Origin of the sequence: Halomonas sp. NyZ770 (assembly GCF_020616575.1) — a bacterium.
In the GTDB taxonomy this organism is placed as follows: Bacteria; Pseudomonadota; Gammaproteobacteria; order Pseudomonadales; family Halomonadaceae; genus Vreelandella; species Vreelandella hamiltonii.
Genome location: NZ_CP085143.1, coordinates 3,978,914 through 4,003,415 on the forward strand (window position 1 = coordinate 3,978,914; position 24,502 = coordinate 4,003,415).

23 protein-coding genes are annotated in these 24,502 nt (G+C 58.9%); 4 read left to right on the forward strand and 19 right to left on the reverse strand.

The window, feature by feature from the left end:
* From LG409_RS18390 to LG409_RS18400, 3 genes are all read left to right on the forward strand, one after another.
* A complete protein-coding gene (locus LG409_RS18390) occupies positions 1–672 on the forward strand; it encodes a response regulator transcription factor (protein ID WP_016915565.1) in 672 nt (223 codons plus the stop codon).
* Entirely contained in the window at positions 672–2,075 is a 1,404-nt protein-coding gene (locus tag LG409_RS18395; protein WP_096921755.1) for an ATP-binding protein, read from the forward strand. Before LG409_RS18390 ends, LG409_RS18395 begins: the two co-directional genes overlap by 1 nt.
* Positions 2,076–2,192: 117 nt before the next feature.
* Positions 2,193–2,810: a CBS domain-containing protein gene (locus LG409_RS18400; RefSeq protein WP_227407375.1), complete on the forward strand. Its 618-nt coding sequence runs from the start codon at positions 2,193–2,195 to the stop codon at positions 2,808–2,810.
* A gap of 98 nt (positions 2,811–2,908) precedes the next feature.
* Here LG409_RS18400 and nhaD read toward each other — a convergent pair whose 3' ends face one another.
* The 5 genes from nhaD to LG409_RS18425 all read right to left on the reverse strand — a co-directional run bounded on the left by nhaD (position 2,909) and on the right by LG409_RS18425 (position 9,709).
* Complete coding sequence (gene nhaD / locus LG409_RS18405; protein WP_227407376.1) at positions 2,909–4,375, reverse strand: sodium:proton antiporter NhaD; 1,467 nt, start codon at positions 4,373–4,375, stop codon at positions 2,909–2,911.
* Positions 4,376–4,530: 155 nt separating this feature from the next.
* Complete coding sequence (glmS, locus tag LG409_RS18410) at positions 4,531–6,357, reverse strand: glutamine--fructose-6-phosphate transaminase (isomerizing) (RefSeq protein ID WP_227407377.1); 1,827 nt, start codon at positions 6,355–6,357, stop codon at positions 4,531–4,533.
* Positions 6,358–6,400: 43 nt separating this feature from the next.
* A complete protein-coding gene (gene glmU / locus LG409_RS18415; protein ID WP_227407378.1) occupies positions 6,401–7,768 on the reverse strand; it encodes a bifunctional UDP-N-acetylglucosamine diphosphorylase/glucosamine-1-phosphate N-acetyltransferase GlmU in 1,368 nt (455 codons plus the stop codon).
* A 15-nt stretch (positions 7,769–7,783) separates the two neighbouring features.
* Entirely contained in the window at positions 7,784–8,881 is a 1,098-nt protein-coding gene (locus tag LG409_RS18420; protein ID WP_039179005.1) for an FAD:protein FMN transferase, read from the reverse strand.
* Positions 8,882–8,908: 27 nt separating this feature from the next.
* Positions 8,909–9,709 carry an undecaprenyl-diphosphate phosphatase gene (locus tag LG409_RS18425; protein WP_039179009.1) on the reverse strand — a complete coding sequence of 267 codons (801 nt, stop codon included), beginning with the start codon at positions 9,707–9,709 and terminating at the stop codon, positions 8,909–8,911.
* A gap of 181 nt (positions 9,710–9,890) precedes the next feature.
* On the opposite strand from LG409_RS18425, the gene LG409_RS18430 reads away from it, so the two are divergent.
* The gene (locus LG409_RS18430) at positions 9,891–11,084 is read left to right on the forward strand and encodes a cation diffusion facilitator family transporter (protein WP_039179012.1); all 1,194 of its coding nucleotides are present in this window, start codon (positions 9,891–9,893) and stop codon (positions 11,082–11,084) included.
* On the opposite strand, the gene mgtE is transcribed toward LG409_RS18430, so the two are convergent.
* From mgtE to mnmG, 14 genes are all read right to left on the reverse strand, one after another.
* On the reverse strand, positions 11,081–12,463 hold the full coding sequence (gene mgtE / locus LG409_RS18435; protein ID WP_227407379.1) for a magnesium transporter: 1,383 nt from the start codon (positions 12,461–12,463) through the stop codon (positions 11,081–11,083). The two genes, LG409_RS18430 and mgtE, sit on opposite strands and share 4 nt — an antisense overlap.
* Before the next feature lie 119 nt (positions 12,464–12,582).
* Positions 12,583–13,011: a F0F1 ATP synthase subunit epsilon gene (locus LG409_RS18440; protein ID WP_016915576.1), complete on the reverse strand. Its 429-nt coding sequence runs from the start codon at positions 13,009–13,011 to the stop codon at positions 12,583–12,585.
* A 24-nt stretch (positions 13,012–13,035) separates the two neighbouring features.
* Entirely contained in the window at positions 13,036–14,415 is a 1,380-nt protein-coding gene (gene atpD, locus LG409_RS18445; protein WP_016915577.1) for a F0F1 ATP synthase subunit beta, read from the reverse strand.
* 76 nt (positions 14,416–14,491) lie between these two features.
* Positions 14,492–15,379 carry a F0F1 ATP synthase subunit gamma gene (gene atpG / locus LG409_RS18450; protein ID WP_039179018.1) on the reverse strand — a complete coding sequence of 296 codons (888 nt, stop codon included), beginning with the start codon at positions 15,377–15,379 and terminating at the stop codon, positions 14,492–14,494.
* Positions 15,380–15,444: 65 nt separating this feature from the next.
* Complete coding sequence (gene atpA, locus LG409_RS18455) at positions 15,445–16,989, reverse strand: F0F1 ATP synthase subunit alpha (RefSeq protein ID WP_039179021.1); 1,545 nt, start codon at positions 16,987–16,989, stop codon at positions 15,445–15,447.
* A 16-nt stretch (positions 16,990–17,005) separates the two neighbouring features.
* Positions 17,006–17,542 (reverse strand): F0F1 ATP synthase subunit delta, encoded by a 537-nt coding sequence (locus LG409_RS18460; RefSeq protein ID WP_039179024.1) that lies wholly within the window; start codon positions 17,540–17,542, stop codon positions 17,006–17,008.
* Between the two features lie 11 nt (positions 17,543–17,553).
* Positions 17,554–18,024, reverse strand: a complete 471-nt coding sequence (locus tag LG409_RS18465; protein WP_039179028.1) for a F0F1 ATP synthase subunit B — start codon at positions 18,022–18,024, stop codon at positions 17,554–17,556.
* Between the two features lie 78 nt (positions 18,025–18,102).
* Positions 18,103–18,330, reverse strand: coding sequence for a F0F1 ATP synthase subunit C (gene atpE, locus LG409_RS18470; RefSeq protein ID WP_039179032.1), 228 nt, complete (start codon positions 18,328–18,330; stop codon positions 18,103–18,105).
* 65 nt (positions 18,331–18,395) lie between these two features.
* Positions 18,396–19,223, reverse strand: a complete 828-nt coding sequence (atpB, locus tag LG409_RS18475; protein ID WP_039179035.1) for a F0F1 ATP synthase subunit A — start codon at positions 19,221–19,223, stop codon at positions 18,396–18,398.
* A gap of 15 nt (positions 19,224–19,238) precedes the next feature.
* On the reverse strand, positions 19,239–19,637 hold the full coding sequence (locus LG409_RS18480; RefSeq protein WP_227407380.1) for an ATP synthase subunit I: 399 nt from the start codon (positions 19,635–19,637) through the stop codon (positions 19,239–19,241).
* 202 nt (positions 19,638–19,839) lie between these two features.
* Positions 19,840–20,784 (reverse strand): ParB/RepB/Spo0J family partition protein, encoded by a 945-nt coding sequence (locus LG409_RS18485; RefSeq protein ID WP_096921748.1) that lies wholly within the window; start codon positions 20,782–20,784, stop codon positions 19,840–19,842.
* A gap of 66 nt (positions 20,785–20,850) precedes the next feature.
* Complete coding sequence (locus tag LG409_RS18490; protein ID WP_227407381.1) at positions 20,851–21,618, reverse strand: ParA family protein; 768 nt, start codon at positions 21,616–21,618, stop codon at positions 20,851–20,853.
* Complete coding sequence (gene rsmG / locus LG409_RS18495) at positions 21,618–22,283, reverse strand: 16S rRNA (guanine(527)-N(7))-methyltransferase RsmG (RefSeq protein WP_096921747.1); 666 nt, start codon at positions 22,281–22,283, stop codon at positions 21,618–21,620. Before rsmG ends, LG409_RS18490 begins: the two co-directional genes overlap by 1 nt.
* On the reverse strand, positions 22,280–24,184 hold the full coding sequence (mnmG, locus tag LG409_RS18500; RefSeq protein WP_096921746.1) for a tRNA uridine-5-carboxymethylaminomethyl(34) synthesis enzyme MnmG: 1,905 nt from the start codon (positions 24,182–24,184) through the stop codon (positions 22,280–22,282). The genes rsmG and mnmG overlap by 4 nt, the downstream gene beginning before the upstream one ends.
* Positions 24,185–24,502 lie beyond the last annotated feature (318 nt).

The window sequence follows — 24,502 nt, forward strand, 5'->3', positions numbered from 1 at the left end:
ATGCGAATTTTATTGGTGGAAGATGACCCTAGCCTGGCATCGGGCATTCGCATGGCGTTAAAGCCCGAGCATTACACGGTCGATCATCTGACCGATGGTGACACGGCCCTGGTCGCACTGCAAAACGAACCGTTCGATGCCGTGATTCTGGACCTGGGCCTGCCCACCATGGACGGCATCGAGCTGCTGCAAACCCTGCGCCGCCAGGGGCATCAGGTGCCCATTCTGGTGCTGACGGCCCGCGACGCCGTCGAGAGCCGCATTGCCGGGCTGGACGCGGGTGCCGACGACTACTTGACCAAACCCTTCGAAGTGGATGAGCTGAAAGCGCGCCTGCGGGCCTTGCTACGCCGCAGCCAGGGCCAGCCCAACGGCCTGCTCTCCTGCCGGGGGATCAGCTTGAACCCTCAAACCCTCACCGTGCACTACCAGCAGCAGACCATTCCCCTGTCGCGTCGCGAGCTGGCGCTGCTGCAGGAGTTCATGAGCCACCCGGGGCGCGTCTTCACCCGTGATACGTTGGCCCGGCTGGTATACGGCTGGGAAGAGGACGTGGAAAGCAATGCCATCGAGGTCCATATCCATCACCTGCGGCGCAAGCTGTTTCCGGATGCCATCCGCACCGTGCGGGGCATTGGCTATGTGATGGAAAAAACGGGCAAGGAGAGCTGATGCGCTCCATTCGTCGCCGCACGCTGGGGCTCGTGCTGCTGGTATTCGGCGTGAGCATGTTCATCATCGGTTTCATCAGCTATCGCTTTGCGGCACAGGAAATCGAAGAGTTGCACGACCGCAGCCTGGCGCAAAACGCCCGTTTGCTGGAGGGCCTGCTGCAAGCTCCCTTGCCTGCCCAGGACCGCACGCTGCTGCTGAGAAGCCTGGAGAGCGCCTTGCTGCAGCCCGGCGCCACAGAACCACCGGATCTGAGCGATGGCTATACCCACCAGCTGGCGTTTCAGCTGTGGGAAGGCAACCAGCTGCTGCTGCGTTCCGATAACGCCCCGGCGACCCCGCTGGTGAGCCAGCCGGCCGGGTATTCGACCGCCACCCTGGGGGAGCAGACCTGGCGGGTCTACGTGCTTTCGATGGCAGATGCCAACAAGCGGGTCATCGTCAGCGAACGCCAGGATGTGCGCGCGGCGCTGACCCGAGAAGTGGCGCTGCGCACGCTACTACCCGACCTGATCGGCCTGCCTCTGCTCACCCTGCTGCTGTGGTGGTCGATTGGCTGGGGGCTGGCACCGCTGTCACGCATGGCGGAACAGATCCGCAGCCGCGACCCTAACAACCTCCAGCCGCTGTCGTTGCAGCGCCTTCCTCAGGAGCTGGATACCATTGCCGGGGCACTCAACCGTTTGCTGGCACGTTTACAGCAGATGCGTATTCGCGAAAAGCGCTTCATCGCCGATGCGACCCATGAGCTGCGTACGCCGCTGGCGATTCTCGATCTGCATGCCCAAAACGCGCTGGCTGCCGATAACCGCGCGGATCGTGAAGAGTCGCTGCACCATTTGCGCAGCGGCGTGGCCCGCTCGACGCGGCTGGTGGCCCAACTGTTGACCCTGGCAAGGCTGGACCCCGAAGAGGAGCCGCTACCCGAGATCCGCCATGCCGACGTGCGGCAAGAGACCCAGGAGACCCTGGCGAAACTCCTGCCGCTGGCCACGGAGCGCCGCCAGCAGCTGCACATGGAGGTCGAGGAGCAGCAGAGCTGGCTCATGGAAGAGGAGCCCGGGGCCATCGAGACCCTGGTACAGAACCTGGTGGGCAACGCCCTTCAGCACTCGCCCCCGGAAGGCGCTGTGACGGTGCACCTGAGCGCGTCCCGTCACCACATCACCCTGATGGTCGATGACCAGGGCAAGGGAATCCCACCCAGCGAGCGCAGCCGGGTCGTGGAGCGCTTTCAGCGTGCAGGGCCTGGAGCGGGCGCTGGCCTGGGCTTGTCGATCGTCGAACGCATCGTGAAACGCCATGGTGGCACCCTGTTACTGGAGGACGCACCCAGCGGAGGGCTGCGAGTACACGCCACGCTGGCGAGAGATTCACTGACTCAGCGCCATGCAAAAGAATGAGAAAAAATGTAACAGATTCTGGCTGTTAAGATTTCGATAAGAATTCCGTGCAAATGTGAAGGTACAGAGCAGGCAATCAGTCAATGACCTGCTGTTCACCCCACGGAGGTACCCCCGATGAATTCACTGCTGAAATCTCATAAAGCCCTTATCCAATTTGGCGCAACACCGCTGCTGACCACACCGGCCACCAAGACGTTGACGCCCGATAGCCCGGCGCTGTCGGTTCTGACCGATTTCACCAAGGTGGTGCCACAATCTGTCGCTGGCGATACGCCCATCGATGAAGCCCACCTGAAGATGCGCCATGGCGGTGTTCGCCTGCTGTTCGTGATGGACAAGCAGAATCACTGCGTCGGCGTGCTGTCGGCCAAGGAAGTGATTGGTTCACGGCGCATCAATATTGCCATGCAGCAGCGTAATCTGGAACGTTCCGAAGTGACGGCTGCCATGATCATGACGCCTTGGGAAAAACTCAGCGCCATGCCGCTGGAGCAGCTGACAGCGCTCACCATCGAGGATCTGGTGCGTTCCATGGAAACGTTTGCCGAGCAACACCTGCTGATTACCGAGCAGACGGCCAACCACGAACTCAGCGTACGGGGAATCGTGTCGGCCACGGACATTCAAGCCGTCATGGGCAAGCAGGCCAAAGGGAAAGCGGATGCCACGGTCGTGCCCATGGCCCGCAGCTTCGCCGACATTTGCCAAGTGGTCACCGGTCACGATTTGTAAGTTTCCACTCGCTTACTAATAAAAACGCCCCTTATCAAAAAGATCAGGGGCGTTTTTATTTACCTGCCCAGCGGCCAGCGCTGGGCAAACGATCGGTTTCAAAACAAGCTGGCGTTGATCATCAGGTGCGCCGCAATACTGGCCGCATAGCCCAGTAAGATGGCGGGTACCCAACGCAAGTGCACGGCAAAGGTGTAAATGCCCCGTGCCTGGCCCATCAGCGCCACCCCAGCGGCAGACCCCATGGAAAGCAGGCTACCGCCCACCCCCGCCGTCAGGGTAATCAGCAGCCAGTTGCCTTCGCTCATGTCTGGCGCCATGGAGAGCACGGCAAACATCACGGGGATGTTATCCACTACGGCGGAAATCAGGCCCAGCACCACGTTGGCCCAGACCGGGTTCCAACCGCCATACAGCGTTTCAGACAGCAGACTGAGATAGCCCATGAAGCCTAGGCCACCAACACACATGACAACCCCGTAGAAGAACAGCAGCGTGTCCCACTCGGAGCGCGCAATCCGGCTGAAGATATCGAACGGCACCACGCTGCCCAGTTGCTCCAGCTTTTGCCAATCGCCACGGCGAGAGTAACGCTCGCGCTTGCGCTCCAGGGAGCGAGGCAGGCTGCGACGCAGGTAGTAGCCAAAGAACTGCAGCAGGCCCAGGCCGAACATCATGCCCATGGCAGGGGGGAGATACAGGATCGAATGGCACAGTACCGAGATGGCCACGGTCACCAGGAACAGCAAGATGATGCGCTTCGCGCCGCGCTTCATCCAGACGTCCTCGGTCAAGGCAGCGGGCTGACGGTTGACGAGGAAGAAGTTCATGATCAACGCGGGCACCATGAAGTTGACGATGGCGGGCACCAGCAACGCAAAGAAGCCTTCGAACGGCACTTGCCCGGCTTGCCATACCATCAGCGTGGTAATGTCGCCAAACGGGCTGAAGGCGCCCCCTGCGTTGGAAGCCACCACCACGTTGACACAGCACAGGCTGATGAACTTGTTGTCTCCCTCAGCCACCTTCAAGACGACGGCACACATCAACATGGCCGTGGTCATGTTGTTGGCAATCGAGGAGATGGCAAACGCGAGACAGCCGGTGATCCAGAAAAGGGTTCGGTAGCTGAACCCCTTGCGCACCAGCCAGGCACGCAGCGTATCGAAGACACGCCGCTCTTCCATGGCGTTGATGTAGGTCATCGCCACCAGCAGGAACAGCAGCAGCTCGGCGTATTCCAGCAGCGTCTCCTTGAAGGCTTCTTCCGCTTCATGAGGCATGCCTGCCTGAACGTACACCCAAGCCACCATGGCCCAGATGAGTCCCGCCGCCACCAACACTGGCTTGGACTTGCGCATGTGGATAATTTCTTCACTCATGACCAACGCATAAGCAAGAATGAAGATGGTCACCGCCGCAATACCGGTCAGTGAGGAGGTCAGGTCTAGCGGGCCGGCAGCAGCAAAAGCAAAGGAGGGCAAGAGGGTCAAGCAGAGGGCGGTCAACAACCAAGCAGCTCGGCGGGAGGCGTGCCGTGCTGCGAGGGCGTTAGGTGGTTTCATGGCAAGTGGTCCTGGCAGGGTAAGAGAGTACCGCCACGATAATAAGCACACTAACTATGTGCTGCAACGCAGCGATTGCGCATAAGATGCGGCCATTCGCCGCATCCTGTAAAGCGCTTTTGTGCAGGCCTTTGCAATAAATTGTGTCCTGGGTTTTATTCCACCGTCACGCTTTTCGCCAAGTTACGTGGCTGGTCCACATCGGTGCCTTTCAGCACGGCCACGTGGTAGCTCAGCAGCTGTAACGGCAGGGTATATAACAGCGGCGCCAGTGCCTCGTGCACCTCCGGTAATTCCAGTACGCGGATATCTTCCTGAGCGCTGATGCCTACCTTGCGATCGGCAAATACGAACAGTTGACCACCGCGAGCGCGCACTTCTTGAAGGTTGGACTTCAGCTTTTCCAGCAGCTCGTCATTGGGCGCTACCGAAATTACCGGCATCTCGTTATCCACCAGTGCCAACGGGCCGTGCTTCAGCTCACCCGCAGGATAGGCTTCCGCGTGGATGTAGGAGATCTCCTTGAGCTTCAGGGCGCCTTCCAGAGCAATCGGATAGTGGGCACCACGGCCCAAGAACAGCGCATGATGCTTTTCGGCAAACGCCTGGGAAAGCGCTTCGATCTGCGCATCGAGGCCTAGCACCTGCTGGCAGAGCGATGGCAGGGCCTGAAGACCCGCCAGAATCTCCGGCTGCTCCGGCTGGCCTTTCGCTTTACTGACGGAAAGCGTCAGCAGCAGCAGTGCGATCAATTGCGTCGTAAACGCTTTGGTGGAGGCCACGCCGATTTCAGGGCCTGCACGGGTCATCAGCGACATATCCGACTCGCGCACCAGCGAACTGCCGGGCACGTTGCAGATCGCCAACGTACCGACATAGCCAAGGGTTTTGGCAAACCGCAGCGCTGCCAGCGTATCGGCGGTTTCCCCAGACTGAGAGAGGGTGACGAATAGTGTGCCTTCCGGCACCACCGGGTGGCGGTAACGATACTCGGAGGCCACTTCGACCTGCACCGGCACGCCAGCATAGCGCTCCAGCCAGTAGCGGGCCACCAGGCCCGCATGGTAGCTGGTGCCACAGGCGATGATATGCACCTGGCGGGTTTTCTGAAACAGCGCCTGGGCGTCTGGCCCGAAGCTCTCGACCAGAACGCTGCTGGCACTCATGCGCCCTTCCAGCGCTGCCTCGATGACCTTGGGCTGCTCGAAGATTTCCTTGAGCATGTAGTGGCGATACTCTCCCTTGCTGGCGGCGCCATCGCCATGCTCGAAGGTATGCACCGGGCGCTCGACAACGTTCCCCTGTCGGTCGACGATACGGATGGCACCGTGTTCGCGCAGCTCGACCAGATCGCCCTCTTCCAGGTAGATGAAGCGGTCGGTGACCTGCAGCAGCGCCAGCGGGTCGGAGGCCAGGAAGGCCTCATCGATACCCACGCCCACCACCAGCGGGCTGCCCTGACGGGCGCCCACCACCACGTTGGGTTCGTGCGTACTCATCACGCCCAGCGCATAAGCTCCCCCAAGCCCACTGACGATCTCCTGGGTCGCTTCGAACAGTGTCTTGCCAGTGGTGAGTTTGTCGGCCAGCAAGTGAGCGATCACTTCGGTATCGGTGTCGGAAGTGAAGGTGTAGCCGCTGCCCTGCAGCGTCTCCTTGATCTGCTCGTAATTCTCGATGATGCCGTTATGTACTACAGCAACACTGTCGCGGCTGTGGTGGGGGTGAGCGTTGGCCTCGGAGGGCTTGCCGTGGGTGGCCCAGCGGGTATGGGCGATACCGCAATGACCCGGCAGTGCCTCGTTGGCCAGGCGCTCTTCCAGGGCCGCTACCTTGCCCAGGGCCCGGTGGCGGGTCAGCGCTCCGCTGCTGAGTACCGTCATGCCTGCCGAATCATAACCGCGATACTCCAGGCGTTTGAGCCCTTCCAGCAATATCCCCTGCACATTGCGCTGTGCCACGGCTGCGACGATACCGCACATACTCCACTCTCCTGAAGGCGCCAAGCGCCTGTATCACCGGTGTTTAGTTTGCTTTTTTGGTGGGGCGCGGCCAGTCGGCCTTTTCCAACTGGCGGCTGCGGGTCACTGCCAGGGCGTGCTCCGCCACGTCCTTGGCGATGGTGGAGCCCGCCCCCACGGTGGCTCCCTGACCAATCGAAACAGGCGCGACCAGCGCGCTGTTGGAGCCAATGAACGCATGGTCGCCAATCTGCGTGCGATGCTTGTTGGCGCCATCGTAGTTGCAGGTAATGGTGCCTGCCCCAACGTTCACCTTGCGCCCCAGGGTGGCATCGCCCACGTAGCTCAGGTGATTGATCTTGCTGCCTTCACCGACCTCGGCGTTCTTGGTCTCCACGAAGTTGCCCACTTTCGCCTTGACCGCCAGACGCGTGCCGGGGCGAAGACGAGCGTAGGGCCCAATCTGATTATGGCCAGCGGCCACCGTGGAGTCGATGACGCTGTGGCTATCGATGACGCTTTCAGCACCGAGGGTACTGTTCTTGATCACACAATAAGGGCCAACGCGCACGCCTTCGCCCAATTCCACGTCTCCTTCGAAGACGCAACCCACATCGATGAACACGTCGTGTCCACAGGTGAGCTTGCCGCGCACATCGATTCTCGCCGGGTCTGCCAGGGCAACGCCCTGGGCCATCAACGCTTCCGCCGTCTGCTGCTGGAGGGCACGCTCCAGACGGGCCATCTGCGCACGGTTGTTGACCCCTTCCACCTCGGTAGCATCGTGGGGCTGCGCCGTGGCCACCTTGATACCTTCGCTGGCAGCCATGGCAATGACGTCGGTCAGATAGTACTCACCCTGGGCATTTTCTGCCGAGAGCTGGGGCAACCAGCGCTTCAGTTGAGCGCTGGTCATGGCCATGATGCCGGTATTGCACTCGGTGATGCTCAGTTGCTCGTCGTTGGCATCTTTTTGCTCGACAATCGCCACGGCCTGCCCGTCACTATCACGCACGATGCGCCCGTAACCGCTGGGATCGTCCAGCGTGACCGTCAACAGCCCCATATGCTGCTCATCCACCTGGGCAAGCAGACTCGCCAACGTGTCACGGCGAATCAGCGGCACATCGCCGTAAAGCACCAGCACGACGCCGTTGCCCAGATGAGCCTGGGCCTGAGCCACGGCATGGCCCGTCCCCTTTTGCTCTTCCTGCAGAGCAAACAGCACGTCATGCTCTGCCAGCGCTTCTCGCAGTTGGTCAGCGCCGTGACCGATCACCACGTGGGTCCGTGCCGGATTCAGTGCCTGAGCGGTCTCCAGCACGTGCTGCACCATGGGTTTGCCTGCCAGGGTATGCAGCACTTTCGGCAAGGGAGAGCGCATCCGCGTCCCTTTGCCAGCGGCCAGAATGACGATGTCGAGATCATGCATGTTCAGTACCTACCGTTATTGGGCCACTGCCGGTGTCCAGGCATCGATGCCCAGCTCTTCCAGCAGCGCATCACCAAAATAGTTCGTAAACGCAGGGCTGGCGATGCTGCGCCAGCGGTCGCCGTCGCGCACCAGCAGCAGTACGCTCAGGTCGTGTTCAAGGGCCAGTGCCATTCCCTCTTCCGTGCCGACGACCAGCAGTGCCGTGGCCCAGGCATCCGCCCATGCATTGGAAGGGTGGAAGACCGACACCGATACCAGGTCATGGGTAATCGGTTTGCCGTCACGAGGATTGATGGTATGCGAGTAGCGCTGCCCGTCGACTTCGAAGTAATTGCGGTAGTCGCCTGAGGTCGCCACCGACAAGTTGCTGAGCGGCACGATATGCTGAGCCCTTTGCTCACCGTCTTCCGGCACTTCGATACCTACACGCCAAGCCAGTTCCTCGTCCGGCTCCCGGTAACCACGGGCGATCATGTCTCCCCCCAGGTTCACCAGATAGTGCTCGATCCCCTGCTGGTCCAGATACGCACCCACTCGATCGACGGCATGACCTTTCGCCACGCCAGAAAGATCGACAAAGATATCCCGCGTGCGTCGCGCCTGCATCTGCTGGGTATCCACTTCCAGGGCGTCATACCCGACGGTCGAAAGGCGTTCGGCAAGGGCTTCATCGCTGGGCACTTCTTCTGGCCTCGCCTCTGGCCCGAAACTCCACAGATTCACCAGGCCGCCCACCGTCACGTCGAAGGCACCATCGCTATCTGTCGCAATGGCTTGGCTGACGGCCAATACCTCGATCAGCTCATTCGACAACGGCTGCCATTCGTCCAGCGGCGCATGATTGAACGTTACCAGCTCGGCGTCATCCCGATAGGTCGACATCGAGCGGTCCACGCTCTCGAGTTCGGCCAGGAAGCCCTCTTCCAACGCCTGTGCCTGGCCTTGGGTCAGCGGATCCATCACCGTCACCTGGTAGAAAGAGCCAAATACCCCTCCTTCAAATCGGGTCGGCGGCTCCAGGGGGCGATCACTCTCGGAACAGCCTGCCATCAGGGGCAACAGGGTCAGTAAGCCAATGCCAGCCAAAAAAGGGCGATAGCCGATGTTCATCGCATTTTCCTTGAAATGTGCGCGGGGTCAGAAGTGGAAGAACCACAGCAGCCAGAGACCAAATACCACGCGGTAAACCACGAACGGCTGCATGCCCAGTTTCTTGATGACGACCAGAAAATAGTGAATACACAAGTAAGCGCTAATACCAGAGAGAAGCGTACCGACGATCATGGCTGGCCAGTCGATGGCCTGTGGGTCGCGGAGCAAGCCAACGGCCTCCAGTCCTCCAGCCAGCACAATCACGGGAATCGACAGCAGAAACGAGAAGCGTGCCGCGCCCTCTCGGCTCATGCCTACCAGCAGGGCTGCCGTGATGGTGATCCCGGAACGGGACGTGCCTGGAATCAGCGCCAACACCTGGGCTCCACCGATGATGAGCACGTCTTTGAGCGACATCTGATACTCACTGCGTGTCCCACGCTTGCGCCAATCGGCAAAGCCTAGCAGCAGGCCGAAAACGATAAGGCTCGCCCCGATGATCAGGGTTGAACGCATATAGCCTGAAATCACATCGTGGAGCAGAAACCCCACCAGACAGACGGGTATCGTCGCGATGACGACCCAAATGCCCAAGCGAGCATCTTCATCCACCCCGCGCCCTACCAACGCCTTCGAGGTGCTGGTGATCATCTGAATGATTTCATGACGAAAGTAGATGACGACCGCGCTCAGGCTTCCCAAATGCAGTGCCACGTCAAAGGCTAACCCTTGATCTTCCCAAGAGGTCAGTTCAGGCACCAGAATCAGGTGTGCAGAGCTTGAAATAGGCAAGAATTCCGTTAGTCCTTGCACTAACGCCAGAATAATGACTTGAAGCCAATCCATGGTGCATCCTGTAAACAGTGAGTCAAAGGGCGATGGCTGGGAGTACCAGAGCTGCCAAGGATACACATCCCCGCTTTCATTGTCCGCTCTGGCCAAGGACTCCTGGCAAGAAGGTATAGAGCTTGCGCCGTGGTGCGCTACAATAAGCGCCTATCGAAAGAGCGAGTCTTCAAGGTATCCCATGACTCAGACCCCAGAATCATCAGTGGTTCCCAGCAACGCCATAGACAGCCAGGAAGCCAAGCGTGTCACGTACATTGGAGCCTGGCTGGATGGGTTGCTGAGTATCGTCAAGGTAGCGGTGGGATTTCTGGTCGGCTCGGCAGCCTTGATTGCCGATGGCATTCACTCCCTGTCTGACCTTGTCACCGATGGTTTTGTCCTGGCCGCCATTCATTATGGCCGTCAGGAACCGGATAACGACCACCATTATGGCCATGGCCGCATCGAAACGCTGACCACGCTACTGCTGGGCAGCGTACTGATCTTCGTGGCCGGCGGTATTGCCTGGTCGAGCATCGACCGCCTGTTGAGTGGTACCGAAGTGGGCGCGCCCGGCGCTTTTGCCATCGCGGTGACGGTGCTGGCCCTGATCAGCAAGGAGTGGATCTTCCGCTACACCATGCGGGTCGCCAAACGGGTCAAGTCCAAGCTGCTGGAAGCCAATGCCTGGCACTCCCGCAGCGATGCTCTATCCACGGCCGTCGTGCTGGTAGCACTGGTGGGTGCCCAGTATGGGCTGGGGTGGCTGGACGCCGTGGCCGCGATCATCGTGGGGCTGCTGGTAGGTAAGGTCGGCATCGACCTGCTGTGGGAGTCCGCCAGAGAGCTGGTGGATACCGCCTTGCCCGAAGACGTGCAGCAGCAGATGCATGACGTGGCCTGCAGCGTGCCCGGCGTGGATAGCGTGCATGACCTGCGCACGCGCCAATCGGCGGGCTGGGTGATGGTGGACCTGCACGTGGTGGTAGGCCCGCGTATCACCGTTTCCGAAGCCCATGAAATTGGCAACGAGGTGAGCCGCCGCCTGCGCCACGAGTTTCCGCTGCTGACCGATGTCATTTTCCACGTGGACCCGGAAGACGACGCCGGTGAAGGCGATCCGAGCCGCCTGCCCGGCCTGCCCTTGCGCCCAGAAGTGGAAGCCGCCCTCGACGAACGCTGGTACATGCATCCGGTATGGCGCACGTTGAACGATCTGCAGCTTCACTACCTGGACGACAAGGTATCGGTCACGCTGATCATCGGTGACGCGGTCCACCAGCCGCCCCAGTGCCTGGCCAGCCAACTCAAGGCGCTGGCCAGCGACATCGAATGGCTGGGCCACGTGGAAGTGATGTTCATCACCCGCGCGGCCAGCAGCGCCATGCGCTAGACGTTGGTCAGAATGGCGGTGGCGATGGTGAAGTAGATCAATACCCCCGAGGCATCGATCAAGGTCGTCACCAGCGGTGCCGAGGCCGTGGCCGGGTCCACCTTGAAGCGCTCCAGCACGAACGGCAGACACATGCCCATCATGCTACCGAACAGCACGATGGTGACCATGCTCAACGCGACCACCATGGCGACTTCCTCACCGCCGCGCATGACCCCGATGGGCGCGACGGCCAACGCCATGGTCAGCCCCAGCGCACCGGCCACCAGCAGCTCCCTGCCCAGCATCTTGCTCCAGTCCTTGACCCCTACGTCCCCGGTGGCCATACCCCGCACCATCAGCGTGGCCGCCTGGGCGCCCGCATTACCGCCACTGCCAATCAACAGCGGCAGGAAGAATACCAGAGCGACCTGGGCGGCAATGGTATCTTCGAAGTACGCAATACCAGCCCCCGAAAACAGGTTGGCAAACACCAGCAGTACTAGCCAGGTCACCCGCTTGCGGTAAAGGCTGGCCAGGGGCACCCGACTGACACCATCTTCCAATTGGCCAATCGACATCCCCTTGTGGATATCTTCGGTGGCCTCGGATTCGGCCACGTCCATGGCATCATCGTGGGTCACGATCCCCACCATGCGCCCATCCTGATCGAGTACCGGCAGCGCCAGCAGGTCATAGCGCGCCACGATACGCGCCACTTCTTCCTGCTCTTCGTCTACGTGGGTGCTGATGACATCCTTGATCATGATGTCATCGACGATGGCACCCGGACGGGCGACCATCAGCTGCCGCAACGACATGGTTCCCACCAGCTCGCCTTCCTTGTCGAGGATGTAGAGCTGGTAGACCGTTTCCGCATCCGGCGCTGTCTGTCGTACCCGCATCATCGCCTGTGACACCGTCATGCCACTGGCTATCGCTACATAGTCAGAGGTCATGATGGCGCCGGCCGTGCCTTCTTCATAGCTGGCCAGACGCTTGAGATCTTCCCGCTCCTGGTGCGCCATGCGACGCAACAACGCTTCGCGGCGATCTTCATCGAGCAGGTTGAACAGATCCACCCGCTCGTCCGACCCCATCTCCTCCAGCAGCTTGAGCACTTGGGTGTCGCTCAGCTCACCGACGACTTCGAGCTGACTCTCGCCTGGCAGATAGCCCAACACATTGGCGGCTCGCTCGGTGGAGAGTATGTCCAGCACCGTCAGGGCCGCACGTAGCTCCTCATCCTCTTCGATCAACTCTTCCAGCACTTCGCCAATGTCGGCCGAGCGAATTTCGGCGAGGCGTTCCGCCAACTGCGCCTTGCTGGGCTCTTCCTTGACCAGCTCCTCGAGCAGCTCGGTTTTTAATTCCTGTAAGGCTTCTTCGTTCAGCGCCATCGCTCTCTCCTGATGCCCATACAAATCCGGGACGACTGACCACCATACTAACAGACAAAAAAAACGCCCCTTAAACCCTGGTCGGGTTTAAGGGGCGTTTGGGTACACAGTGCGTGTAACTAGCCTTTACCCGCCTTTTTGCGCAGTTGCTGGATCGTTCGCAACTGAGCAACGGCTTCGGCAAGTTCAGCAGCAGCACGGGTATAATCCAGCTCTGCCGACTTGTCGTTAAAGGCTTTCAGCGCCTGCTGACGCGCTTCCTCGGCGGCGGCCTCGTCGAGGTCACCGGCACGAGCAGCGGCATCTGCCAGGATCGTCACGACATCTGGCTGGACTTCCATGAAGCCGCCAGAGACAAAGAAGTTTTCTTCCTTGCCGCCATCGTGGATCACGCGGATCGGGCCCGGCTGAAGCTCGGTCAGCAGCGGGGCGTGCCCCGGCAAAATGCCGAGGTCACCCATGATCCCGGAAGCCACCACCTGCTCGACCTTGCCTGAGAAGATAGATGCTTCTGCGCTGACGATATTGCAAGTGAAGCTATTCGCCATAGCGAATCCCCCTAATGGACGGGATTACTTCTTCATCTGGTTGGCTTTGTCGACAGCTTCGTCGATGGAGCCGACCATGTAGAAGGCCTGTTCCGGCAGATCGTCATACTCGCCAGCCAGAATGCCCTGGAAGCCACGGATGGTGTCTTTCAGAGAAACATACTTGCCTGGTGAGCCTGTGAATACCTCAGCCACGAAGAACGGCTGAGACAGGAAGCGCTGGATCTTACGCGCACGAGATACGGCCAGCTTGTCTTCGTCAGACAGCTCGTCCATACCCAGGATCGCGATGATGTCCTTCAGTTCCTTGTAACGCTGCAGAACGTTCTGCACGCCACGCGCCACTTCGTAGTGCTCTTCACCGACGACCAGCGGGTCCAGCTGACGTGACGTGGAGTCCAGCGGATCGATGGCGGGGTAGATACCCAGCTCAGCGATAGAACGCGCCAGTACCACGGTAGCGTCAAGGTGGGAGAAGGTGGTCGCCGGAGACGGGTCAGTCAAGTCATCCGCAGGAACGTAAACGGCCTGCACCGACGTGATAGAGCCTGTCTTGGTGGAAGTGATACGCTCCTGAAGAACGCCCATCTCTTCCGCCAGCGTCGGCTGGTAACCTACCGCTGAAGGCATACGGCCCAGCAGTGCAGATACTTCGGTACCGGCCAGCGTGTAACGATAGATGTTGTCGACGAACAGCAGAACGTCACGGCCTTCATCACGGAATTTCTCAGCGATGGTCAGGCCGGTCAGCGCTACGCGCAGACGGTTGCCGGGCGGCTCGTTCATCTGACCATAGACCAGCGCTACCTTGTCGATAACGTTGGATTCGGTCATTTCATGATAGAAGTCGTTACCCTCACGAGTACGCTCACCCACACCTGCGAATACGGAGTAGCCGCTGTGTTCGGTGGCGATGTTGCGGATAAGCTCCATCATGTTGACGGTTTTACCGACACCCGCGCCGCCGAACAGACCAACCTTACCGCCTTTCGCGAAGGGGCATACCAGGTCGATGACCTTGATACCGGTCTCGAGCAGCTCGTTGGAAGCTGCCTGGTCGGCATAGCTGGGGGCTTTACGGTGGATCGGCATGCGCTCTTGCTCGCCAATCGGGCCCGCTTCATCGATCGGCTCACCGAGCACGTTCATGATGCGGCCCAGCGTTTCCTTACCCACCGGTACGGAAATCGCGGCACCTGTGTTGACCACGTCCAGGCCACGCTTCAGACCCTCGGTGGAGCCCATGGCAATGGCGCGTACTACGCCGTCGCCCAGCTGCTGCTGGACTTCGAGGATGGTCTCAACATTGGAGACCTTCAGCGCGTCGTAGACCTTGGGCACAGAGTCCCGCGGAAACTCTACGTCAATCACCGCGCCGATGATTTGTACGATACGTCCGCTCATCTTGGTTCCTCTCAAAAACCTGCAAATGAAACCTGTCTGCCGGGAATGACCTGTCAGTCAGACCACTCCCTCGGCGTTAAACGGCAGAAGCGCCGCCGACGATCTCGGAAATTTCCTGGGTGATGGCGGCCTGACGGGCCTTGTTGTAAACCATCTCCAGATCGTCAATCAGGTTGCCCGCGTTATCAGTGGCACTCTTCATAGCGATCATACGGGCGGCCTGTTCGCACGCACCGTTTTCGACTACCGCCTGATACACCTGCGATTCGATGAATCGAACCAACAGGCTGTCCAGCAACGCCTTGGCATCCGGTTCATACAGGTAGTCCCAGCTTCCGGGACGGGCGTTTTCTTCGTCATGCTTAGCGTCTGCGCCCATATCGGACGACAGAGGAAGAAGCTGACGCACAACGGGTCTTTGCGTCATGGTGTTTACAAACTCGTTGTACACCACAAACAAACGATCCAGGCGTCCTTCGTCATACGCTTCCAGCATGACCTTGACACTACCGATCAGACCCTCGACGGTAGGCGACTCTCCTAATCCGCTTTTCGCAGCAATCAAGTTGCCACCATAGTTGCGGAAGAAAGCACCTGCTTTCGAACCGAGGGCACAGAAATCCAGCTCAGCACCTTGCTGTTTCCAGGCAACAGCATCTTTCACCACTGCCTTGAACAAGTTGACGTTCAAACCGCCACACAGCCCGCGATCAGTGGAAACCACAATATATCCGACGCGTTTTACCTCGTTTCGCTCGACCATGTAGTCGTGCTTGTATTCGGGGTTAGCGTCAGCAATGTGGCCTACCACGTTACGGATCTGCTTGGCGTACGGCTGGCCGGCCTTCATCAGATCTTGCGCTTTACGCATTTTCGATGCAGCCACCATTTCCATGGCGCTGGTGATCTTCTGCGTATTTTTGATGCTCCCGATCTGGGTGCGTATCTCTTTTGCAGCTGCCATAGCGATCTACCCTTCGTTCGTGGCTCTCAGAAAGCATGCAAGCCCGCCCGCAGGCGGGCCAGACATTACCAGCTCTGAGTCGCCTTGAACTTCTCGAGACCCGACTTCAAACCGTCCTGAATCTCGCCGTTGTAGTCGCCGGTCTGGTTGATCTTGTCGAGCAGTTCGCGGTGCTCGGACTTCATGTAGTCGTGCAGAGCACGTTCGAAGTCCAGCACCTTCTCGACGCTCACATCGTCCAGGTAACCTTCGTTGGCAGCGTACAGAGACAGGGCCATTTCCGCCACGGACATCGGCGAGTACTGCTTCTGCTTCATCAGCTCGGTAACACGCTGACCGTGCTCGAGCTGCTTACGCGTGGCTTCATCCAGGTCAGAGGCAAACTGCGAGAACGCCGCCAGTTCGCGGTACTGAGCCAGCGCCAGACGCACACCACCACCCAACTTCTTGATGATCTTGGTCTGTGCAGCACCACCAACACGAGAAACCGACAGACCTGCGTTGATCGCCGGACGAATACCGGAGTTGAACAGGTTGGTTTCCAGGAAGATCTGACCATCGGTGATGGAGATGACGTTGGTCGGAACGAAGGCCGATACGTCACCGCCCTGGGTTTCGATGATCGGCAGCGCGGTCAAGGAACCGGTCTTGCCTTTCACTTCGCCGTTGGTGAACTTCTCGACGTAGTCGACATTGACGCGCGCAGCGCGCTCCAGCAGACGGGAGTGGAGATAGAACACGTCACCCGGGTAAGCTTCACGGCCCGGCGGACGGCGCAGCAGCAGCGATACCTGACGGTAGGCAACGGCCTGCTTGGAGAGATCGTCATACACGATCAGCGCGTCTTCGCCACGGTCACGGAAGTACTCGCCCATGGTGCAGCCAGAGTAGGCCGCCAGGAACTGCATGGGTGCCGGGTCGGCAGCGCCAGCCGCCACCACGATGGTGTGCTCCATCGCGCCGTGCTCTTCGAGCTTGCGCACCACGTTGGCAATGGTCGACTGCTTCTGACCGATGGCCACGTAGACACAGGTCACGCCCTTGCCTTTCTGGTTGATGATCGCATCGATGGCAATGGCGGATTTACCGATCTGACGGTCGCCGATGATCAGCTCACGCTGACCACGACCGATCGGCACCATGGCGTCGATGGACTTCAGACCCGTCTGGATGGGTTCGTCAACGGACTGACGGGTGATAACGCCAGGCGCTACCTTTTCTACCGCATCGGTCAGTTTTGCGTTGATCTCGCCTTTGCCGTCGATGGGGTTACCCAGCGCGTCGACAACGCGACCCACCAGCTCGGGGCCTACCGGAACTTCAAGAATACGACCGGTACACTGAGCGGTCATGCCTTCTTCAAGCTGCAGGTAGTCACCCAGGACAACGGCACCCACGGAGTCACGCTCCAGGTTGAGTACCATGCCGAAGATGCTGTTGGGGAATTCGATCATTTCACCGAACATCGCGTCTTCGAGGCCGTGAATTTTCACGATACCGTCGGAAACGCTGACGATGGTGCCCTGATTACGGGCTTCGGATGCGACGTCAAGCTTCTCAATTCGCTGCTTGATGATGTCGCTGATCTCGGAAGGATTCAGTTGCTGCATGCCATGTCCCTCAGACTCAAGCGGTCAGCGCTTCGGAAAGACGGTTCAATCGACCACGCACCGAACCGTCAATGACGGTATCGCCGGCACGCAGGATGACACCGCCAATGAGCGACTTGTCGACCTGAGTAGTAATGGAGATTTCGCGATTCAGACGCTTCTTGAGCGCGTTTGCCAGCTTGGTCTGCTGCTTGCTATCCAGCTTGTAGGCTGAAACCACAGTGACGTCGATACGCTGCTCATGCTCTGCACGAAGGTGTTCAAACTGTTCAGCAATTGCGTCCAGCGTCATGAGTCGACGCTGATCCGCTAAAGCTACTAAAAAGCGTTTGAAAGCATCATCCGCGTCGTCAGACAACATATCTGACAGCAATGCTACTTTCTGTTCGCTGCTCAGTTTGGGGCTACCTAACAGGCTAGCAACCTGCCGATCCTTCACGATCGCTGCTGCTACTTTCAACGCTTGTGACCAAACGTCTAGTGCCTGATGATCGCGCGCGTATTCAAACGCCGCTTTGGCGTAAGGACGAGCGACGGTCGTTTGTTCCGCCATAGATCACCTCCTTACAGTTCAGCGGCAAGCTTATCAAGCAAGTCGCGGTGCGCTTTCTCATCAACAGAGGCTTCAAGAACTCGCTCGGCGCCTACGATCGCAAGGCGGGAAACCTGCGCACGCAGCTCTTCTTTCGCACGATGAACTTCTTGCTCAATTTCAGACCGTGCATTAGCGACAAGACGTTCGCCTTCAGCACGTGCTTGTTCACGTGCTTCTTCAATCATTTGATTGGAACGCTTGTTGGCTTGCTCGAGAATTTGAGATGCCTGCTCCTTGCTCTCGCGCAGCGTCTGCTCGGCACGCTCTTGAGCGAGCTCAAGATCACGCGTCGCACGGCTGGCTGCGTCCAAGCCATCAGCAATTTTCTTTTGACGCTCATGAAGCGCGCTGCTGATCGGAGGCCACACATACTTTATGCAAAACCAGACAAAGATCGCGAAGGCGATCGTTTGCCCGATAAGCGTCATGTTGATATTCACAGGAATGTACCTCTGACAAGTTCGTGGCGACCGGAGTGATACTAAGCCGAGCGGTCATTCCGCTCGGCTAACACATCATTAACCGGCAACAACGAAGATCAGGTACATCGCGATACCAACACCGATCATGGGAACGGCGTCCAGCAGGCCAGCCATGATGAAGGTTTTAGTCTGCAGCTGATCACCCAGCTCGGGCTGACGAGCGGTGGATTCAAGCAGTTTACCACCCAGCATGGCGAAGCCTAGGCCAGTTGCCAGAGCGCTAACACTGATGATGATGGCAGCAGCAATGTAGACGATTTCCATGATGAAGCTCCTGATAGTGCGTTGATTACAAGGGTTTAGGGTTTAATGCAAAGCGTTGCTCGGATTTAGTGATGTTCGTGCGCGGCGCTCAGATAGACGATAGACAGCGTCGTAAAGATGAAGGCCTGCAGCGAAACCACCAGTATATGGAAAATGGCCCATGGGACATCTAGCAGCCAGATTGCCCAGAAAGGTAGCAGGGCAATCAGGATAAAGATAACTTCACCGGCAAACATGTTTCCGAAAAGACGCAGCCCAAGGCTGATAGGCTTGACGATCAAGCCAACGGTTTCAAGAACCAGATTGAAAGGGATCAACGACCAATGGTTGAAGGGGGTCAGAGAAAGCTCCTTGGCAAACCCTCCAGCTCCTTTCACCTTGACGCTGTAGTAGATGATCATCAGAAACACACCGAACGCCATGCCCAGGGTGGCATTCACATCGGTTGTAGGAACGATCTTCATGTACTCAAGACCAAGCTTGTTGAACAGTACAGGGAAATAGTCGACCGGTATGATTTTCAAGCTGTTCATGAGCAAAATCCACATGAACAGCGTCAGTGCGATAGGCCCTATATGCTTGTTTTGGCCGTGAAAAGTTGAACGTGTCAGGTTTTCGATGAACTCGAAAACCATCTCTACTGCGTTCTGGAGACCGCCAGGGACACCGGTAGTCGCCATTTTCCCAGCTTTATGGAATAACCAAAGAAACAGGGCACCCATACCGATGGACCAACCCATCGTATCCAAATGAATTGCCCAGAAACCCATCTCTGCCGCTTCAGCAGAAGTGGATGCAAGCGACCAGCCGTTTTCCGGATGTTTTCCGAACGTCAGGTTCTGGAGGTGGTGCTGTATGTAATAGATGGCCGATACTTCATTATCCGCTGCCATACTGCTTCCTCAAGTTTAAAGGGTTGACCGCTCACGCACGAGCCAGGGGGCTAGCCAGTGCATCAGTTGGGCCACCACATAGGCGACAAAGAAAAAAGCTGGGTTTGAAGGGGGCGCTGTTGTCAGCACTATGGCGAATAACGCCACCGTCAAACCAAACTTGCCCGCTGCAGCCTGATAAAGACTGAGCACATTACGCTGTGGTTGTCGATTATTTCGCTGACGCTGCCCACGCCACACAAAATAGATGGTCGGTAGAAGGCTGATCAGCCCCCCCGACAGGGCAGATACTGCTGCCTCGATGCCGACCATGACGCTTGCCAACATGGTCACCAGCAAGAACGCCACCAGTTGAGCAAGAAACAGCCGCCGAAAATCCAATAGACGTCGACGGGCAGGCGCTGCACTTTTCACTTTGACTACGACTCCGTGCAGGCTGGGCTGCTGCTCAATGGGATACCGAGTACGCCCGTTCGTCCAAGCAAGCTTTCGACAAACACGGCGGATTATAGGGAAGCGCTATCACACCTTCAACCGAAGTTGCACGGATTTCGTACGTTTTGGCGTTTACTTGCGACCAAAGGGTTAAAAAAAGGCCACATATTTCATTAGCCTGCTACTTTATGTGGGCAAGAATGCCATCCAGCTCTTCAAGACTTGTATAACGTATGGTGACTTTGCCTTTGCCCTTCTGACCGTGATCGATGGAGACAGGCGCGCCCAACAGCTCGCCAAGGTGCGTTTCGAGACGCGCCACATCGGCGGTCTTGGCCACTTTTTTGGCCGATGCCGCCGGCGCCTGCTGGGTGTCGTGCACTTTTTTTACCAGCGCCTCGGTGTCTCTCACCGTCAGGTCCTGGTTGACCACTTCATGGGCCACCTGGCGTTGCTGGGCGCTGTTCAGCGACAGCAGGGCACGGGCATGCCCCATGTCCAGATCGCCACGCTCCAGCAGGGTCTGTACTTCCGGGTCCAGGGCCAGCAAACGCAGCAGGTTGGCCACCTGCGTGCGGGATTTGCCCACGGCATCGGCCACCTGCTGCTGGGTAAGCTCGAACTCTTCAGCCAGACGTTTCAATGCCAGCGCTTCTTCGATGGCATTGAGATTTTCACGCTGAATGTTCTCGATCAGTGCCAGCGCCAGTGCCACGTCGTCGCTGACATGGCGAATGACCGCCGGAATGACATCCAGCTCGGCCAGTTGGGCAGCGCGCCAGCGCCGTTCACCGGCAATGATTTCATAGCGGTCCGGGCCAATCGGGCGAACGACGATCGGCTGCATGACCCCCTGGGCGCGAATGGAGTCGGCCAGCTCCTCCAGTGCCTCGGGCTGAATGTCGCGGCGAGGCTGGTACTTGCCCCGCGTCAGTTGCCCCAGCGGCAGCCGCTCCAGGCGTTCGGCATGGGCATCGTCCTGCGCTGCCTCTGCGGAAGCACCTTCCGGCAGAAGGGCCTCTGTGCCTTGTGAGGCGCTACTGGTCAGGTCCAAACTGTCACGACGACGGGCGCCCGCACCAATCAGGGCATCCAGGCCACGTCCTAGCGCGCGTTTACGCGTCATTCGCTTTCCCTCGTTGAACGTTACGTACTTCGAACCTTACAGCGACAGCCGCCGTAACGACAGGCGTTACAGTGACAACCGTCGAATCATCTCTTTGGCCAGCACGCGGTAGGCCTGGCTGCCCCGCGAAAAACGGGCGTACTGGGTCACGGGCAGGCCATGGCTTGGCGCTTCTGCCACTTTCACGTTGCGCGGAATGGTGGTTTTCAGCAGCGCATCGCCGAAAAAGTCGCGTAGCTGCTTGTCCACTTCCCGCGTGAGGCTGGTGCGCTTGTCGTACATGGTGCGCAGGATACCGGAGACGGCAAGCTCGGGATTCACGCTCTGCTTGATCTGTTCCACGGTATCCAGCAGCGCCGAGAGTCCTTCCAGAGCGTAAAATTCACACTGCAGCGGGATCAGTACGCCATGGGCTGCAGTAAGCGCATTCACCGTGAGCATGTTCAGCGACGGCGGGCAGTCGATCAGTACCACATCGTATTCGTCGGCCACGCTGGTCAGCGCCTGAGAAAGGCGACTCTGCCGCTGATCGGCGTCCAGTAGCTCGACTTCCGCCGCCGTCAAATCGCCATTGCCCGGCAAGACATCGTAACGAACCGACAAACCGCGCACGATGGCGTCGCTGGCCGAGGTTTCCCCCAGCAGCACGTCCAGCACGCTCTTTTCCAGATCGTACTTGTCGATCCCACTGCCCATGCTGGCATGCCCCTGGGGGTCGAGGTCGACCAACAGTACGCGCCGGTCCAGGGCGGCCAGGCTGGCGGCCAGATTGACGGCTGAAGTGGTCTTGCCCACGCCGCCTTTTTGGTTGGTCAGGGCAATGATCTGGCTCACTACTCAACTCCTTTTGGGGTCAGGATCAACAGCTGCCGCTCGGCCGTCTCGAAGGGTACATTCAACAGGTGCCGAGCCTTCAGTTCAACACCTGCTGGCAGGTCGCGCAGCTCGTCATCGGCACCGGGGCCCTTCATGGCCAGCCACTGGCCGTCGGCGGTCGGTAGCGGGCGCGTCAAGGTCACGAAGTCCACCAGGCTGGCGAAGGCCCGCGAGATCACCTGATCGAAGTGCTGGCCCGCAAACTGTTCGACTCTTGCCTGAGTGGGCGTCACGTTGCTCAGCGCCAGCTCCATGACGGCCTGCCGTTGGAAGCGAACCTTCTTGCCGTTGCTGTCCAGCAGCGTCACCTGAAGCTCGGGCTTCAAAATCGCCAGCACCAGCCCAGGCAAGCCTGGCCCGGCGCCTACGTCCAGAAGTCGAGGCCCCCGTATGAAGGGCGCCACCGCCGCGCTGTCCAGCACGTGGCGAGACACCATTTCATCGACGTCGCGTACGGCGGTGAGGTTATAAGCCCGGTTCCACTTGTGCAATAGCGCCAGCAGCCCCAGCAGCTGCTCACGCTGGGTGGGCGTAATGGCGATATCCAGTTGGGCCAGCCCTTGCTCCAGTCTGGGGGCTACGCTACCGGGCAGGCTTTCAATCAGCGGCGGCAAGAAACTCATCCGTTGGCGACCTCGGTATGGCTGATCAGGCGGCGCTTTTTCAGGTGAATCAGCAGTATCGAGACGGCAGCAGGCGTCACTCCAGAGATACGGGCAGCCTGGGCAAGGGTTTCCGGCCGCGCGGCGCTGAGCTTCTGGCGAATCTCGTGGGAGAGCCCCTCCACGTTGTGATAATCCAGCTCAGCGGGGAGCGCAGTGGCTTCGTGGCGCTTGAGCTTGTCGATTTCGTCCTGCTGACGATCGATGTACCCCTGATACTTGGCCTGAATCTGCACCTGTTCGGCGACAGCTTCATCCTCCACGCCGCCGCTTTCCATGCCCGGCAGGTCGGCAATATCGGCGTAGGTCAGTTCAGGGCGCTTCAGCAAATCGCTCAGGCAGTACTCCCGCGACAGCGGCTTGCCGGTTTTCTCGGCGATGCTGGCGGCAGCCGGGCTGTCGGGATGTACCCAGGCACTGGACAAGCGCGTGGCTTCACGCTCGATGGCATCACGTTTCTGGCTGAAAGCCGCCCAGCGGGTGTCATCGACCAACCCCAACTGGCGGCCCTGCTCGGTCAGGCGGAGATCGGCATTGTCTTCACGCAGCAGCAGCCGATACTCGGCGCGCGACGTGAACATGCGATAGGGTTCCTTGGTGCCCATGGTGATCAGGTCATCCACCAGAACGCCTAGATACGCCTCGTCACGACGTGGGTACCACGCCTCCAGCTGCTTGGCTCGCCGTGCCGCGTTGAGCCCCGCCAGCAACCCTTGAGCACCCGCTTCTTCGTAGCCAGTGGTGCCGTTGATCTGTCCGGCAAAAAACAGGTTGTGGATAAATTTGGTTTCCAGCGAGTGCTTCAAATCCCGCGGGTCGAAGAAGTCATACTCGATGGCATAACCCGGGCGCGTGATATGGGCGTTTTCCAACCCTTTGATGGAGCGCACGACCTGCAGCTGCACATCGAAGGGCAGTGAGGTGGAGATCCCGTTGGGGTAGAGCTCGTGGGTATCCAGACCTTCCGGTTCGATGAACACCTGATGGCTCGATTTGTCGGCGAAGCGATGCACCTTGTCTTCGATCGACGGGCAGTAGCGGGGGCCGATGCCTTCGATTACCCCAGAGTACATGGGGGAACGATCGAGGTTGTTCAGGATGATCTCGTGGGTGCGCTCGTTGGTGTGCGCAATATGGCAGCTCACTTGCTGAGGATGCATGCCCCGATGCCCCAGGTAGGACATGATCGGCGTGGGTGTGTCGCCTGGCTGCTCTTCCAGCTGTGAAAAGTCGACGGATTTGGCATCGATACGCGGAGGGGTACCGGTCTTCAACCTGTCGACGTGAAAAGGCAGTGCCCGCAGTCGCTCGGCCAGCGCATTGGAAGGCGGGTCGCCTGCGCGGCCACCACGGCTTTGGTCCAACCCGATGTGGATAACCCCGCCAAGGAACGTGCCCGTGCTCAGCACCACCGACTCGGCATGAAAACGAATGCCTGTCTCGGTCACTACACCGCGTACGGTGTCGTTATCCACAATGAGGTCGCCAGCCGCCTGCTGGAAAATCGTCAGGTTTGGCTGGTTTTCCAACATGCCTCGAATGGCGGCCTTGTAGCGGATCCTGTCTGCCTGGGCGCGGGTCGCGCGTACGGCAGGCCCCTTACGTGCGTTGAGTACTCGAAACTGGATGCCGCCCAAATCCGTGGCTAGCCCCATGGCACCACCCAACGCATCGATCTCCTTGACCAGATGGCTCTTGCCGATCCCACCAATGGCGGGATTGCAGGACATTTGGCCCAGCGTCTCGATGTTGTGGGTCAGCAATAGGGTTTGACAGCCCATGCGAGCAGAGGCCAATGCGGCTTCGGTTCCCGCATGGCCACCGCCGATGACAATCACGTCAAAGCGGTCGGGGTAGTTCAAGAGACACCTCGTCTTGTGCCCAAGGCACGGATGATGTGGTCAGCGGATCACCGCTGTTGGAATAAGCCCGCCAGTATAAACCTCCTGTGGGTAACCGTCAGGTTTTTCCACACCCCTGCTATCAGTGGTTTTATAAATTAATAACAAAATAAAAATATATAAGAGAAGTTCTGTAAATGTAGTTACTAATGGTGTGGACAAAATCTGTTGATAAATGGTTTTTTTCTATATGAATCATTATTTTGTATTGTTGACCAAGTAGTGGCGAACCGGCGGAGTGCCTGCGTAGAAGCGGTGACGGAGCTGTGGATGAAAAGC

What these genes read in the sequence shown, in the direction of transcription:
- LG409_RS18390 (WP_016915565.1), top strand. Translation starts at nt 1, where the DNA reads ATGCGAATTTTATTGGTGGAAGATGACCCTAGCCTGGCATCGGGCATT.
- LG409_RS18395 (WP_096921755.1), top strand. Translation starts at nt 672, where the DNA reads ATGCGCTCCATTCGTCGCCGCACGCTGGGGCTCGTGCTGCTGGTATTC.
- LG409_RS18400 (WP_227407375.1), top strand. Translation starts at nt 2,193, where the DNA reads ATGAATTCACTGCTGAAATCTCATAAAGCCCTTATCCAATTTGGCGCA.
- nhaD (WP_227407376.1), bottom strand. Translation starts at nt 4,375, where the DNA reads ATGAAACCACCTAACGCCCTCGCAGCACGGCACGCCTCCCGCCGAGCT.
- glmS (WP_227407377.1), bottom strand. Translation starts at nt 6,357, where the DNA reads ATGTGCGGTATCGTCGCAGCCGTGGCACAGCGCAATGTGCAGGGGATA.
- glmU (WP_227407378.1), bottom strand. Translation starts at nt 7,768, where the DNA reads ATGCATGATCTCGACATCGTCATTCTGGCCGCTGGCAAAGGGACGCGG.
- LG409_RS18420 (WP_039179005.1), bottom strand. Translation starts at nt 8,881, where the DNA reads ATGAACATCGGCTATCGCCCTTTTTTGGCTGGCATTGGCTTACTGACC.
- LG409_RS18425 (WP_039179009.1), bottom strand. Translation starts at nt 9,709, where the DNA reads ATGGATTGGCTTCAAGTCATTATTCTGGCGTTAGTGCAAGGACTAACG.
- LG409_RS18430 (WP_039179012.1), top strand. Translation starts at nt 9,891, where the DNA reads ATGACTCAGACCCCAGAATCATCAGTGGTTCCCAGCAACGCCATAGAC.
- mgtE (WP_227407379.1), bottom strand. Translation starts at nt 12,463, where the DNA reads ATGGCGCTGAACGAAGAAGCCTTACAGGAATTAAAAACCGAGCTGCTC.
- LG409_RS18440 (WP_016915576.1), bottom strand. Translation starts at nt 13,011, where the DNA reads ATGGCGAATAGCTTCACTTGCAATATCGTCAGCGCAGAAGCATCTATC.
- atpD (WP_016915577.1), bottom strand. Translation starts at nt 14,415, where the DNA reads ATGAGCGGACGTATCGTACAAATCATCGGCGCGGTGATTGACGTAGAG.
- atpG (WP_039179018.1), bottom strand. Translation starts at nt 15,379, where the DNA reads ATGGCAGCTGCAAAAGAGATACGCACCCAGATCGGGAGCATCAAAAAT.
- atpA (WP_039179021.1), bottom strand. Translation starts at nt 16,989, where the DNA reads ATGCAGCAACTGAATCCTTCCGAGATCAGCGACATCATCAAGCAGCGA.
- LG409_RS18460 (WP_039179024.1), bottom strand. Translation starts at nt 17,542, where the DNA reads ATGGCGGAACAAACGACCGTCGCTCGTCCTTACGCCAAAGCGGCGTTT.
- atpE (WP_039179032.1), bottom strand. Translation starts at nt 18,330, where the DNA reads ATGGAAATCGTCTACATTGCTGCTGCCATCATCATCAGTGTTAGCGCT.
- atpB (WP_039179035.1), bottom strand. Translation starts at nt 19,223, where the DNA reads ATGGCAGCGGATAATGAAGTATCGGCCATCTATTACATACAGCACCAC.
- LG409_RS18485 (WP_096921748.1), bottom strand. Translation starts at nt 20,784, where the DNA reads ATGACGCGTAAACGCGCGCTAGGACGTGGCCTGGATGCCCTGATTGGT.
- rsmG (WP_096921747.1), bottom strand. Translation starts at nt 22,283, where the DNA reads ATGAGTTTCTTGCCGCCGCTGATTGAAAGCCTGCCCGGTAGCGTAGCC.